Genomic DNA, 12,983 nt, shown 5'->3' with positions numbered 1-12,983 from the left:
GACTAGTGGGCTATGGGTTTAATGAAAACTGAATAATAATGAGCGAAACATTCACGTTTGGAGAAAGGCCGTGGACCTGGTGCAACTCGAGATTTTCAAGGCCGTTGCCGAGCACGGCAGCATCAGCGCCGCCGCACAGCACATCCATCGGGTACCGTCGAACCTGACCACGCGCATCAAGCAGCTGGAAGAAGACTTGGGCGTGGAGCTGTTCATTCGCGAAAAGAGCCGTCTGCGCCTGTCGCCTGCGGGCTGGAATTTTCTCGAGTACACCCGGCGCATCCTCGACCTCGTGCATGAAGCACGGCTGAGCGTGGCCGGTGATGATCCGCAGGGCACCTTCGCCCTCGGCTCGCTGGAAAGCACGGCGGCGGTGCGCATTCCAGCCTTGCTGGCGGCGTATAACCAGCGCTACCCCAAGGTTGACCTGGACCTGTCCACCGGGCCTTCCGGGACCATGCTCGAAGGCGTGCTGTCTGGCCGGCTGGTGGCGGCGTTCGTCGATGGCCCCGTGCTGCACCCCACGCTGGAAGGCATGCCGGTGTTCGAGGAAGAGATGATGGTCATCGCGCCGCTCAACCACGCACCCGTCACCCGCGCCCAGGATGTGAACGGCGAAAGCATCTACGCTTTTCGCGCCAACTGCTCCTACCGCCACCACTTCGAAAGCTGGTTTGTGCAGGACCAGGCGGTGCCGGGCAAGATCCACGAAATGGAGTCTTATCACGGCATGCTGGCCTGCGTCAGCGCTGGCGCCGGCCTGGCCATGATGCCGCGCAGCATGCTCGACAATATGCCAGGGTGCAGCACGGTCAGTGCCTGGCCGATGTCGGAGGATTTCCGTTACCTGAAAACCTGGCTGGTCTGGCGCCGGGGCACGGTGTCGCGCAGTTTGAGCATGTTTGTGAAATTACTTGAGGAAGATCGCGTAGTTTTATGATTTAAAGCATTATTTTTCTTAAAGTGCGAATTTCATTCAGCTGACCCTGCATCCCCACGAACACCACTGCGCCTGGAGGATCAGATATTAGGTAAGCCATCCTCGAAAGGAGGGTCATACCATGCGTAACCATCACTATGCCCTTGGCGCGGCGCTGCTGATCACCCTGGCCATGCCATGGACCCTGGCCGCCGCTGCCGACCTCAATGCGCCCATCGACATGCAGGCGGTGCAACTGCAACCGCAGGAACAGCACGGCGTGCGCTATGTGCAAGGCGGTATCGGCCAGGATGAAGCCAATGCCCTGCGCAAGCTGCCGGGCTATGACCTGCACGTGGAACTCTCTACCGGGCCGGAAGGCAAGTTCCAGAGTGGCGCCACGGTCGATATCGACAATGCCCAAGGGCAAACCGTGCTCAGCGTCAGTGATGCCGGGCCTTTGCTGTATGTGCAGTTGCCACCAGGCAAGTACAAAGTCACCGGCAACGCCCAAGGTCAGACGGTACAGCAACAGGTGAGCGTGAGCGGCAAGGCGCCTGCGACCGTGAACCTGAACTGGCGTTGATCATCGCTATCTTGCGGGGCAGGGGCTTGGGTGAATGCCAGACCGTCAAGCAAAGGGGCCGCCTTGCGGCCCATCGCCGCGGTTCGTCGCCACGACAAGCCAGGCTCCCACAAGACGGCGCATGGCTTGCCGGCGATGGGAGCTTGGGTGGTGGATTCGCCAATAGTGGCAATTCACTTTCAACTTTCTGTTTATCTGGTCAATAATCGGAAAAGTATTACTCCGTGTGACTGGTCGGGATGCGCCAGTCACCGCATAAGACCGAGGGGCCAAAGCCCCCGCTTGCCGTGTAGACCATCAGGAGAGTTGTTGATGAAAACCCGTCTCGCAGCTTCGCTGGCCGCTGCAGTGCTGGCCTGTGTCGGGGCCAACCTGGCCCAGGCCGCGCAGGTGTCCGGCGCCGTAGGGGCCACCAGCCAGGGCGACATGACATACCGTATCGGCCTGTCGTTCGACTGGGACACGAAGTGGCTGGAAAGCAGTACCGGGCATGTGACCGGTTACTGGGATGCCGGCTATACCTACTGGGAGGGTGGTGACGCCAGTGGCGCGCATTCGCTGTCGTTCAGCCCGGTGTTCACTTACGAGTTCAGCGGTTTCACCTACACCCCGTATATCGAGGCCGGCATTGGTCTGGCAGCGTTCTCCAAGACCGAGGTGGGTGACCAGCGCCTGGGTTCGTCGGTCAACTTCGAGGACCGTATCGGTTTTGGCCTGAAACTGCCGGGGGAGCAGAAGGTGGGGATCCGCGCGATGCACTACTCCAACGCAGGGATCAAAGAGCCTAACGACGGGATCGAGTCGTACTCGCTGTTCTACAGTAAGGCTATCTGAACAACCGGGGCCGCAAAGCGGCCCCACCTGCATCAGAAGGTGTAGGAAACCCCTGCCTGCACCGTCCGCGGTGCCCCCGGATAGGCGTAAAGGTTGAACGCCCCCTCGTCATACTCCTTGTTGAACACGTTCTTCACGTCCAGGTTCAGGCGCACGTGCTCGTTGACTTTGTAGAAGGCCAGCAGGTCGACCACGGTGTACTGGTCCATGTTGTAGGTCACTGCCTCGGTCTGGCCATTGCGGTCGTCCACGTATTTCACTCCCATCCCCAGCCCAAGGCCCTTGGCGAAGCCGTCCTGGAACTCATAGGTGTTGAGCAGGCTGAAACTGTTGCGCGGAATGTTTGCCAGGCGCGTGCCGGTAGGCAGGCGGTTGTCCTTGGTCACTTCGGCATCGACATAGGCGTAGCCGCCGATCACACGCCACTCGGGGGTGATGTTGCCAGCGATGTTGATATCCAGGCCACGGCTGCGCACCTGGCCGGCGGCGACACTGAAGTTGGGGTCGACCGGGTCGCGGGTCAGCACGTTTTCCTTGACGATGTGATACACCGCCGCATCGACGCTCAGCTGGCGGTCAAGCGCCTCCCACTTCACGCCCAGTTCGTATGACTTGCCCTTTTCAGGGTCGAAGCCACCACCGCCGGCCGGGGTGCCAGTGTTGGGCTTGAACGAGCGCGCGGTGTTGGCATAGACCGCGACCGTGTCGGTCAGGTCGTACAGCAGGCCGAAGCGCGGGGTCACGCCGTTTTCGCCCTTGTCGAAATCACCGGCATTGTTCAGCTTGTTGTCGTAGTCATGCTCGAAGCGCTCGAAGCGCACACCCGCCAGGGCCTTGAGGCGCTCGGTCAGCGCCACCTGGTCCTGAATGAAGAAGGCCCAGGTCTGCAGGTTTTCCTTGTCCCAGGTGGTGGTGCGCACCAGTGCCGGGCGGGGCTGGCCCAGCACCGGGTTGTAGATGTCTATCGGGTAAGGAGCAGAGGAGCGGCGGATGATCGAGTTGTAGTCGTAGTTCTCGTACTCCACGCCGGTCAGCAGGGTGTGGCTGAACGCACCGGTATCAAAGTGGCCGGTCAGGTTCAGTTGCCAGTCGCGGTCGGTCCATTCCAGCTTGCGGTAGTTGAAGTTGCGTTGCAGGGTGCGGCCGTCTGCCGGTGCGCCATCGGCTTCCACGGCGTTACCTTTGAGCGAGCCATCGAGGAACTGGAAACCACCGCCCAGCGTCCAGTTGTCGTTGAGCAGGTGCTCGAAACGCACTTGGGCCATGTTGTTGTCGTTATGCAGCAGGTTGTCGCTGCCTTTCTCCCAGATATAGGTGTCGCGCGATGCGCTGCCGGTCTGGGTGGCGTAGCGGGTGAGGCCGCGGTCCAGCGGGTGGTTGTTGCGCATGAAATCGCCCTCGAAGACGATTCTGGTGCTGTCATTGACCTGCCAGCTGAGTACCGGCGCCACGTCATAGCGCTCGCTTTCCACGTCGTCACGGAAGCTGTCGCCGCCTTCGCCCAGCAGGTTCAGGCGGTAGGCCAGCGAACCGTCCTGGTTCAGCGGCCCGGTAGCGTCCAGGGTGGCCCGGTGCATGCCCTGATCATCGAACTGGCTGCCCAGGGTCACCTTCGACTCGGGCAGCGGTTGCTTGCTGACCACGTTGAACGTACCGCCGGGGTCGCCACGGCCGTACAGGCTGGTGGCCGGGCCGCGGATCACTTCCAGGCGCTCGACGGTGTTGGCGTCCGGTGCGTTGGGGTAGCCGCGGTTGATCGGGAAGCCGTTGCGGTAGAACTCGCCCGTGGTGAAGCCGCGCACGGTGAAGGTGGTCAGGCCCTGGCCGCCGAAGTTGTTGGCGCGGCCGACACCGCCGGCGTAGTCCAGGCCATCTTGCAACCGTGTCGCGCCGGTGTCGGTCAGCACATCCTTGGGCACCACGCTGACCGACTGCGGCGTTTCGTGCAGGGCGGTGTCGGTGCGGGTGGCGCTGGCCGAGCGGGTCGCCATGTAGCCATCGACCGGGCCGTCGGCGCGCTCGCTGTCGGCGCTGCCGGTAATGCTCAGGGCCTGGAGTTCTATGCGGGCGGGGTCGCTGAGCGGCTCAGGCTCGGCAAAGGCCAGCGGGGAGACAGCGTGCAGCACGCAAAGCGAAACGAACGTTCGACGCATCGACGGTACGATCCTGAAGTAGGGCGCTAGGGGAAGGGTGGAATAGTGCCGGGAAACTACTACGAATCATTATCAAATGCATTCTTTTTAAGTGGCACTGGTGTGCCAGATACCAATCGGCGGGATTTGGGCTTTATTGGTCGCGGGGGCGGGGCGTTTTCGCGGGGATTGCATCAGGGCTGACAGGTGCTTGCCACAGCATTTTCAGCGCCTGTCAGCCCTGATGCAACTCGCCAAAACCCCAGAATCGGCAGCCTGTAACCCCACTCCCTTACCGACCCCCCTTTATCGCCAGCACATTGCACAGCGGATGCTCCAGCACATGCGCCGTGGTCCCGCCCAGGAAGGTATGCATGGCGTCATGCCGATGGCTGCCCATCACGATCACATCCACCCGGCTGTGGCCAACAAAATGTGCAATCGCCCTGATCGCAGCCCCTTCGAGAAAATGCCGGCGTTCCAGCGGGATCTGGTGATGGTCGCCCAACCGGTTGAACGCTGCCCGCTGCGCCGTCCGCACGCTGCCCTCGAAGCCGGGCATGGTCACCGTACCGGCACCGAAGTCGGCGATGTGCGTCCTGGCCGCATCGCACACATGCACCAGGTGCAGCTCCCCGTTGCATTGCAGGGCCAGGGCATGGGCGCAGTGGATCACCTGCTCATCCAGGTGTTCGCCAGCGCCAAGGCTGTTCAAGTCCACAGCGGCGGCGATCTGCCGGGGCAGGGGCAGGCGGATGTCACTGACCAGGTGCACGGCGACCGGGCTGTCCTTGAGCAGCTGCCAGTCCAGCGGTGTTACCAGCAGACGCTTGAGCACCGGTTCGTGTTGCACATCCTTGACCAGCAGGTCGCACCCCAGCCGTTCTATCCGTTGCAGCACGCTGCCCAGTGGGTCGCGGGTCAGCAGCAGTTCGATGGACACGTCCAGGCCGGCATTGCCCAGCTGCTCGGCCTGGTCCGCCAGCCACTGGCGGTTATCGCCCAGCAGCCGTTGACGTTCGTGGCCGTCACTCATCAAGCCAAAGGTGTCGACATCGTCGACGACTACGTTGATATCCAGCAACGCACCGCAAGATTCCGCCAGCGCCGCCGCGCGTTGCAGCGCTGGCGTGTGGCGCATCTGCGGGCCGAGCATGACAAACAGACGCTTGAACTGGCTCATCTCACACCTCCACGTGTGGCAGCCCCCCGGTTACCTGATCCTGTTCAGTCTAGACCCTGCGCGCCCGGTAAAACCGCTCACGCTTTTTTTCACTACGCACTGGTATCTCCCACAGGGAGCGCCCCTGCCACCAGTAAAGAACGGCAGGCTGATCTGCGACTGTAACAACCACGTGCCTGAGCCCGCATCGAACAAGCCATTTAGCTCGGGGCTGGTACTACCGGCGTTGGCGGTCAGGCTGATGCTAGGGAAAACGCCGCCCGCGCCACGCCGATGTTGGCGTTGGCCGCCCGCAGCTGGTATTCCGCCGGAAGAATGTCTGGCCGGCTTCGCTGCAGATCGGAAGGTAGCCCGCCGGGCAACCCGGCAATCTGCTCGTCGGCCAGGGGCAGGGCCGCCAGATTGTCGGCAACGGTTGCGCCCACCAGCAGCGTCAGCTGGTTGATGTCCTGGGCGACTTGGCGCTTGTAGCGGGCCACCGCAGCCCGGGTGCTGTCGACGCTGGTCTGCGCCTGGCTGGTCGAGCGCCGACACCGCACCGGCGCGGCGCTGGTTGCGGGTCAGGGTTGCAGCGCATCGATATGCTTGTCCAGCATCGGCGCAGCGGTAATGGCATTATAGTGGCTCTTGCCGTGTAGTGACTGGCGCAGTGCGGGTTGTCGGGTATGATGCGGGCCCCATCATTGCCACGAGGCCTGCCCCATGTCCCTGAGTGCTGAACAGATCGGCGAATTCCGTGCCTTTGCCGAGCAGCTGGCCGATGCTGCCGCTGTGGCGATTCAGCCATATTTCCGCGCCAGCCTGGATGTCGAGGACAAGGGCGGGCGCCTGTACGACCCGGTGACCGTGGCCGACAAGGCGGCCGAAGACGCCATGCGTGCGTTGATCCAGGCCCGTTACCCCGAGCATGGCATCCTCGGCGAAGAGGCTGGCGTGGCAGTTGGAAGCAGCCCGCTGACCTGGGTACTCGACCCCATCGACGGCACTCGCGCCTTCATTACCGGCCTGCCACTGTGGGGCACGTTGATCGCCCTGAACGATGGCGAGCGCCCGGTGATCGGGGTGATGAACCAGCCGTTCACCGGCGAGCGCTTTGTCGGCACGCCGGAGGGCGCATGGCGCAGCGGTACACCGCTGAAGACCCGGGCCTGTGCCGACCTGGCCACGGCCACGTTGATGTGCACCACGCCAGACATGTTCGACAGCGCCGAGCGCAAGGCCGCGTTCGAGGCCGTGGCCGGCAAGGCACGGCTGATGCGTTATGGCGGCGATTGCTATGCCTACTGCATGTTGGCGTCGGGCTTTGTGGACGTGATCGTCGAGGCCAGCCTGCAGCCGTATGACGTGCAGGCATTGATGCCGATCATCGAAGCGGCGGGTGGGGTGATCACTGCCTGGGATGGCAGCAGCGCGCAGAATGGCGGGTGTGTGGTGGCCTGTGGCGACCCGGTGCTGCATGCGCAGGTGGTGGAGCTGTTGCGTCACGCCATGTAAGGAATGTGTGTCTGAACAGGCCAGCACAGGTTGCCAATATCCCCAACCACTGCACTTTTTCCGATTTCCGGGCTCTATGCTTGGCCAGGCTGCTCTGATCCCCAGTACAGCCGCCGAATATCGACCCGGTGCCGATGGTTGCAAGCTACCTGAACGTCCTCCCGCGCCTGCTGCTGGCAGGCGCCCTCACATGCCTGGGCGCCTGCACCCACGAGCAAGGCCGTGACATCGTCAGCCAGTTCGGCAACGGCAAGCCCAGCGAGCTGTTCCAGACCAGCGTCGACCGCCTGGCCACGCTGTCGATGCGCGACAACCTGCAAAGCCTGTACCTGCTGATGAACAAGCTGTACCTGCGCAACCCCAACCAGTGGAAGATGTCTGGCTACGTCGACGCCGCCACCGCAGAGCGGCAGATCCGCATCGCCATCGAACAGCGGCAACCCTTGCCGCAATTGGGCAATCGCCGCGACCTGGCGGCCTTGAGCTACGCCCTGAGCCCGGAGTTTCGCGGTGACCGCGTCGGTGCTTTCATCTACGCCATCGGCAGCATGCTGATTACCGCGCACGGTGGGCGTACCGAGTTCTACATGACCGATACCATTGACCCGCTGTTCATCAACAACGCGGCGCGCAATATCGAGAAGGCGACGTGGATGCTCAGCCAGCGGCAGGATGCCAATGGCGTGCTGTTGCTGTTCTCCAACGAGATTTCGGAGGAGGGCAGCAACCTGAGTTTTGCGGTGGAGTTCGGCAAAATCGTCGCGCGGCTGGATTTGCTGGCCGAGTTGCTGGATGAGCGCTATCGGCGGATCGGGTTGAATTACGCGCAAAGCCTGCTGTTGATGAACTTTTTGCCGGTGCAGTGACTTCAGAGCAATGCCTGGATGGCACGCCGGTAGCGCTGACCGGCCAGGCTCATGCTGTTGTTGTGCGTAGCCCCCGGCACCAGCAACAGCGTTTTTGGCTGGTGGGCGGCATCGAACAGCTGCTGGCTGAAACGCGGCGGCACGAAGCGGTCATCCAGCCCATGTACCAGCAAAACCGGCAGGCCGACATCCTTGATCTTGTCCAGCGAGTCGAACTTTTGCGACATCAACCAGCGTACCGGGAGTGAAGTATTGGCGACCGCAGCGGCGGCGTCGCCCAATGAGGTGAAAGTGGATTCAAGGATCAGGCCGCGTGCAGGTGCCTTGGCACCGTTTTCTTGCGCCTCACGCGCCAGCTCACTGGCCAGTTCCACCGCCACTGCGCCGCCCAGCGAATGGCCGAAGATCAGGCGCTTGCCGGCATCCGGCTGGAGCTGGGCGAAGCGTTCCCAGGCGATGCGTGCATCCTCGTAGACGGTTGCTTCGGATGGCAGGCCGCCACGGCTCTGGCCAAAGCCGCGGTAATCCACAGCCAGCACCGAATAGCCCATGGCATGCAGCTGCTCGATACGGAACAACTGGCCGGTAAGGTTCCAGCGCACGCCGTGCAGGTAGAGGATGGCCGGGGCATTGGCGCGTTTGGCCGGCCACCACCAGGCGTGCAGGCTCTGGTTGTCAGTGAAACTGCGCGGGCGCAGGTCGAGTTCCTGCACATCGTTGGGCAGGCCGCGGAACCAGCTGGCCTGGCCGGGTTCGATGCGAAACACCAGTTCGCGTTCCTTGCACTGCAGGACCGCGCAACTGGTGGGCAGGCCGATGACCAGCAGGCTGGCGCACAGCCAGGTAAGCCAGCGGCGGCGCAGGTGGATGAGGAAGAGGGTGGACATGGAGGCTTTTTTAGCAGATGCGCTCGGGTTGATGTGGGAAAGCAGCCGAATGGCGGGGAGGGTTTGATAACAAGTTGTGTCTGGGGTTATGGGTTCAAAGGCTGCGCAAAGATTCAAGCAACGGCCGAAACTCATCCAGCAACCAGTCACGCAACCGCCGGCAGCTGGACTCATGTTCCTTGTCCTCATTGAAGGCCAGGAAATGGAAGGTGTCCTTGAGTACCAGTTCCTCTTCCACCGGCCTCACCAGCAGCCCTTGGGCAACCAGCGGCGCCACCAGGTGGTGCCAGCCCAGCGCCACGCCCTGATTGCCCAGGGCCAGCTGTACCAGCAGGTTGTAGTCGTTGGCATTGAAAAAGTGCGGCGCCGTGTTGGCGCGGCTTTTCAGGTCGACGTCATGGAAGGCCAGCCATACGTTCCAGTCCACATGCTCGGCCACCTGCGAGCGCCCATAGGGGCTGAGGTTAAGCAAAGTGCCATCGCGCAACCCCTGCAAGGTGCGCACTTCCGGGTGCTGCGCCAGATACTGCGGCGTGCACACCGGGTAGATCACGTCATGGTTGAGCGGGTGCGAGCGATAGCCCGCCTGCACTTTGCCCAGCTTGGTGATGTAGATGTCCGGGCGCACGCCAGGCTCCATCGACAGAAAGTTCTGCGTGGTGACCAGGTTGATGTCGATGTCCGGGTTCTCGTCGAAGAACCTGGACATGCGGGGGCCCATCCACAAGGCCGCGAACGCCGGGGAACAGCACAAGGTGACCACGTGCTTGGTGTTGGTATTGCTGCGGATGCGCTCGGCCGCCTGGGAAATGTTGACGAACGACAACTGCACCGCATCGAAAAAGATCGAGCCGGCCACCGTCAGCTCCACCGCGCGCCCGACGCGGGTGAATAACTCGGCGCCCAGGTAGGTCTCCAGCTCTCGGATCTGCCGGCTGACCGCCGCCTGGGTGACGCACAGCGCTTCGGCCGCGCGGGTGAAGTTCTGGTACTTGGCGGCAGCGACGAAGACTTTGACCGCGCGCAGCGAGGGCATCTTGATCAGCGTCTGATCGGGCTCGGAGTGTCTGACCATGTCGGTAGTGGGAGGTTCTTCGTAGGAGCAGCCTGGTGCTGCGAAAAGGCCCGTACAGGCACCACGGCGCCAGTGTATGAGCCGGCATCTACGCAGCACAAGGCTGCTACCGCATTCAAGGGTGCGGCGGCAGGCTCTGCGCAGGGCCTTTCACGCCGATTGATAACTTCAGGTAATGGTTAGCGTAAATCAAATGTCGTTGGACCCGCTCTGGTTCAGGGCTTAACGTTAAAGCCACGGCGCGACATTGGTGACATCGATGTCGAATAATTTTGAAGCAGGTCATTCTGCGTGCCGGTTTTGACTCACGTTCGAATTTGAACGGACTGCCAAGCGTACTCGCACTGATCTCTACCCGCCTTATTGAAAGTGCGATGTTGAAAGATTGGTTAATAAGCATAATAAAGAGGGTCGTATGAGCCATGCCGATGAGATTCTTTCGGTAAAAAACATCTTCAAAGTGTTCGGGCCTAATCCGAACATGGCCATGCAGATGCTCCGCAAGGGCGCCGACAAGAACGAAATTTTCAGCAAGACCGGCCACGTCGTCGGCGTGTTCGATGCAAGTTTCTCCGTCAAACGCGGCGAGATTTTCGTCATCATGGGCCTTTCCGGGTCGGGCAAGTCGACCATGGTGCGGCTGTTCAACCGCCTGATCGAACCCACCTCCGGCAGCATTCACCTCAACGGCAAGGAAATTACCGGGCTCTCCGACAAAGCCCTGCTCGACGTGCGCCGCAAGGAAATGGGCATGGTGTTCCAGTCCTTTGCCCTGATGCCGCACATGAGCGTGCTGGAAAACACCGCCTTCGGCCTGGAGATTGCCGGCGTGCCTGAAGCCGAACGGCAAAGCCGTGCCCGCGAAGCGCTGAGCCAGGTTGGCCTGGCTGGCCACGAGCACAGCTACCCGCACCAGCTGTCCGGCGGCATGCAGCAGCGGGTGGGCCTGGCCCGGGCGCTCGCCAACGACCCGACCATCCTGCTGATGGACGAAGCGTTCTCGGCACTCGACCCGCTGATCCGCAGTGAAATGCAGGGCGAACTGATGCGCCTGCAGGCCGAGCAGCAGCGCACCATCATCTTCATTTCCCACGACATCGAGGAAGCCATCCGCATCGGCCATCGCATTGCGATCATGGAGGGCGGCCGCGTGGTGCAGATCGGCACCCCGCAAGAACTGATCAACCAGCCGGCCAACGATTCAGCTTCCCGCATTTCTACCGGCGCTTCCGTGAATTGTTTGCCATTGCCCCGCGCAAGTATCGGGCGCGCAGCCAGGGTTGGGCTGGGCGGCAGGATGTAGCGGTCCATTGACCCAGGAATCTGCAAGCCTTCATCGGCCCTATCGCCGGCAAGCCAGCTCCCACAGGATCGAGAGGCCTGTAGGAGCTGGCTTGCCGGCGATAGGGCCAGACCTGCAGAATGTGTTCGATTACCGAACGAAAATCAAAACTGACCTGTCCGCTATCCGCCCATCCAATCCGATCGCCGCATTGCCCATCCCCCGCCTTTTTGCTTAAGTGTCCCCATCCACCGGTTGTCACCTGCCCCCCGTGACCCGCAGCCGGCGCTATACAATAACCGTGAACGACCGCGGCCACCGCCCACAAGGCGGTAGGCAGCGGCGAACAGAACAATAACGATGCCGAGTGCCTTGCCTATGGAAAGCCGCCTGCTGAGCGAGCGCAGTAGCGTGTTCCACCACGCCGACCCTTATGCTGTGTCCGATTACGTCAACCAGCATGTAGGCCAGCATTGCATCGGTCTGTCGCGCACCACCCACCCCCAGGCCAGCCTCAGCCACCGCACGTTCGCCGAACTCGACCTGTGCCGCATCAGCTACGGCGGTAGCGTGCGGGTCACCTCGCCAGCCCTGGAGACCATCTACCACCTGCAGGTACTGCTGAACGGCAATTGCCTGTGGCGCGGGCACAAGCGCGAGCATCACCTGGTGCCGGGGGAACTGCTGCTGATCAACCCCGACGACCCGGTTGACCTGACCTACTCGGAAGACTGCGAGAAGTTTATCCTCAAGGTGCCCACCCGGTTGCTGGATTCGATCTGCGACGAACAGCGCTGGTATCGCCCCGACGGCGGCGTGCGCTTCCTGCGCAACCATTACCGGTTGGACGAGCTGGACGGGTTCGTCAATTTGCTGGCAATGGTGTGCCAGGAGGCGGAGGTGACGGATTCGCTGCCCAGGGTGCAGGGCCATTACAGCCAGATCGTGGCCAGCAAGCTGCTGACCCTGATGAGCACCAATATCCGTCGCGAAAGCCTGAGCGCACCGCAGGCGGGGCTTGAGCGCATTCTTGACTACATCGACCGCAACCTGAAACTGGAGCTATCGGCTGACGTGCTGGCAGAGCAGGCCTGCATGAGTTTGCGCTCGTTGTATACCTTGTTTGACCAGCACCTGGGTACTACACCCAAGCATTACGTGCGCCAGCGCAAGCTTGAGCGGGTGCATGCGTGCCTGAACGACCCGACTTGTGGTGTGCGCAGTGTGACGGAACTTGCCCTGGATTATGGATTCCTGCATCTGGGACGGTTTTCTGAAGTGTACCGCCAGCAGTTCGGCGAGCTGCCTTCGCAGACGTTCAAACGCCACAGATGAGGCGCGTTAGCGTGGTCACCTGACATTTCCACCAGTTGCTTACATTTCATGTACGTCCCACCATTTGATTTATTTCGATGAGAAGGTGGGTCCATGTCAACGTCGCGAAATTCCTCTGGTTCACGGCAGTACACGGTTTATGGGCATGACGGCGGTGAGCAATTTGCATCCATGCTGGGCTTCGGCGGAGAGAGAATTGAGCCTACTACAGGGTGCTACTTACTAGGGAATGGATACCGCGCGTTCAATCCGGTCTTGATGAGGTTTCACAGTCCTGACAGCTTGAGCCCGATGGGGCTTGGAGGAATAAACTGTTATGCCTACTGTGGTGGGGATCCGGTTAATTATGCTGATCCTAGTGGGCACCGTAAGTTTTCTAAGATTTCAAAA

The 12,983-nt window shown here is 61.6% G+C and carries 11 protein-coding genes and 2 pseudogenes; 8 read left to right on the top strand and 5 right to left on the bottom strand.

What is annotated here, in order from left to right:
- Window positions 1-70 precede the first annotated feature (70 nt).
- From ptrR to AC5O5R_RS14040, 3 genes are all read left to right on the top strand, one after another.
- Entirely contained in the window at window positions 71-940 is an 870-nt protein-coding gene (ptrR, locus tag AC5O5R_RS14050) for a putrescine utilization regulator PtrR (RefSeq protein ID WP_494514463.1), read from the top strand.
- 121 nt (window positions 941-1,061) lie between these two features.
- Window positions 1,062-1,505, top strand: coding sequence for a flagellar hook assembly protein FlgD (locus AC5O5R_RS14045; protein ID WP_172230206.1), 444 nt, complete (start codon window positions 1,062-1,064; stop codon window positions 1,503-1,505).
- 312 nt (window positions 1,506-1,817) lie between these two features.
- A complete protein-coding gene (locus tag AC5O5R_RS14040) occupies window positions 1,818-2,339 on the top strand; it encodes an acyloxyacyl hydrolase (RefSeq protein ID WP_172230208.1) in 522 nt (173 codons plus the stop codon).
- 32 nt (window positions 2,340-2,371) lie between these two features.
- Here the strand turns inward: AC5O5R_RS14040 and AC5O5R_RS14035 are convergent, their stop codons facing one another.
- The 3 genes and pseudogenes from AC5O5R_RS14035 to AC5O5R_RS14025 form a co-directional block, all read right to left on the bottom strand.
- Window positions 2,372-4,492 (bottom strand): TonB-dependent siderophore receptor, encoded by a 2,121-nt coding sequence (locus AC5O5R_RS14035; protein WP_172230210.1) that lies wholly within the window; start codon window positions 4,490-4,492, stop codon window positions 2,372-2,374.
- Window positions 4,493-4,763: 271 nt separating this feature from the next.
- Complete coding sequence (locus tag AC5O5R_RS14030; RefSeq protein ID WP_172230213.1) at window positions 4,764-5,654, bottom strand: universal stress protein; 891 nt, start codon at window positions 5,652-5,654, stop codon at window positions 4,764-4,766.
- Window positions 5,655-5,780: 126 nt separating this feature from the next.
- A pseudogene (locus AC5O5R_RS14025) lies at window positions 5,781-6,194 on the bottom strand (TolC family protein); the annotation flags it as partial.
- A 162-nt stretch (window positions 6,195-6,356) separates the two neighbouring features.
- Here AC5O5R_RS14025 and hisN point away from each other — a divergent pair.
- Together hisN and AC5O5R_RS14015 are read left to right on the top strand one after the other, a co-directional pair.
- On the top strand, window positions 6,357-7,148 hold the full coding sequence (gene hisN / locus AC5O5R_RS14020; protein ID WP_494511001.1) for a histidinol-phosphatase: 792 nt from the start codon (window positions 6,357-6,359) through the stop codon (window positions 7,146-7,148).
- Window positions 7,149-7,282: 134 nt separating this feature from the next.
- A complete protein-coding gene (locus tag AC5O5R_RS14015; RefSeq protein WP_172233025.1) occupies window positions 7,283-8,014 on the top strand; it encodes a hypothetical protein in 732 nt (243 codons plus the stop codon).
- A gap of 2 nt (window positions 8,015-8,016) precedes the next feature.
- On the opposite strand, the gene AC5O5R_RS14010 is transcribed toward AC5O5R_RS14015, so the two are convergent.
- Together AC5O5R_RS14010 and AC5O5R_RS14005 are read right to left on the bottom strand one after the other, a co-directional pair.
- Window positions 8,017-8,901 (bottom strand): alpha/beta hydrolase, encoded by an 885-nt coding sequence (locus AC5O5R_RS14010; protein ID WP_172286441.1) that lies wholly within the window; start codon window positions 8,899-8,901, stop codon window positions 8,017-8,019.
- 94 nt (window positions 8,902-8,995) lie between these two features.
- The gene (locus AC5O5R_RS14005; RefSeq protein ID WP_494510999.1) at window positions 8,996-9,976 is read right to left on the bottom strand and encodes a LysR substrate-binding domain-containing protein; all 981 of its coding nucleotides are present in this window, start codon (window positions 9,974-9,976) and stop codon (window positions 8,996-8,998) included.
- A 415-nt stretch (window positions 9,977-10,391) separates the two neighbouring features.
- Between AC5O5R_RS14005 and AC5O5R_RS14000 the strand changes: the two genes are divergently transcribed.
- From AC5O5R_RS14000 to AC5O5R_RS13990, 3 genes and pseudogenes are all read left to right on the top strand, one after another.
- Window positions 10,392-11,279 carry a quaternary amine ABC transporter ATP-binding protein gene (locus tag AC5O5R_RS14000; protein WP_256678540.1) on the top strand — a complete coding sequence of 296 codons (888 nt, stop codon included), beginning with the start codon at window positions 10,392-10,394 and terminating at the stop codon, window positions 11,277-11,279.
- Between the two features lie 357 nt (window positions 11,280-11,636).
- Complete coding sequence (gene benR / locus AC5O5R_RS13995; protein WP_172231575.1) at window positions 11,637-12,593, top strand: benABC operon transcriptional activator BenR; 957 nt, start codon at window positions 11,637-11,639, stop codon at window positions 12,591-12,593.
- Between the two features lie 129 nt (window positions 12,594-12,722).
- Window positions 12,723-12,959: pseudogene (locus tag AC5O5R_RS13990) on the top strand (RHS repeat-associated core domain-containing protein); the annotation flags it as partial.
- Between the last annotated feature and the right edge of the window lie 24 nt (window positions 12,960-12,983).

The sequence above is a fragment of the Pseudomonas sp. 8_5_2 genome (genome assembly GCF_059295255.1).
The sequence above is the reverse complement of the archived record's forward strand: the minus strand, read 5'-3'. Positions and strand labels throughout refer to the sequence as shown.

Excerpts from the sequence above, each read along its gene's own strand:
- AC5O5R_RS14045 (WP_172230206.1), top strand. The coding sequence starts at position 1,062 with ATGCGTAACCATCACTATGCCCTTGGCGCGGCGCTGCTGATCACCCTG.
- AC5O5R_RS14040 (WP_172230208.1), top strand. The coding sequence starts at position 1,818 with ATGAAAACCCGTCTCGCAGCTTCGCTGGCCGCTGCAGTGCTGGCCTGT.
- AC5O5R_RS14035 (WP_172230210.1), bottom strand. The coding sequence starts at position 4,492 with ATGCGTCGAACGTTCGTTTCGCTTTGCGTGCTGCACGCTGTCTCCCCG.
- AC5O5R_RS14030 (WP_172230213.1), bottom strand. The coding sequence starts at position 5,654 with ATGAGCCAGTTCAAGCGTCTGTTTGTCATGCTCGGCCCGCAGATGCGC.
- hisN (WP_494511001.1), top strand. The coding sequence starts at position 6,357 with ATGTCCCTGAGTGCTGAACAGATCGGCGAATTCCGTGCCTTTGCCGAG.
- AC5O5R_RS14015 (WP_172233025.1), top strand. The coding sequence starts at position 7,283 with ATGGTTGCAAGCTACCTGAACGTCCTCCCGCGCCTGCTGCTGGCAGGC.
- AC5O5R_RS14010 (WP_172286441.1), bottom strand. The coding sequence starts at position 8,901 with ATGTCCACCCTCTTCCTCATCCACCTGCGCCGCCGCTGGCTTACCTGG.
- AC5O5R_RS14005 (WP_494510999.1), bottom strand. The coding sequence starts at position 9,976 with ATGGTCAGACACTCCGAGCCCGATCAGACGCTGATCAAGATGCCCTCG.
- AC5O5R_RS14000 (WP_256678540.1), top strand. The coding sequence starts at position 10,392 with ATGAGCCATGCCGATGAGATTCTTTCGGTAAAAAACATCTTCAAAGTG.
- benR (WP_172231575.1), top strand. The coding sequence starts at position 11,637 with ATGGAAAGCCGCCTGCTGAGCGAGCGCAGTAGCGTGTTCCACCACGCC.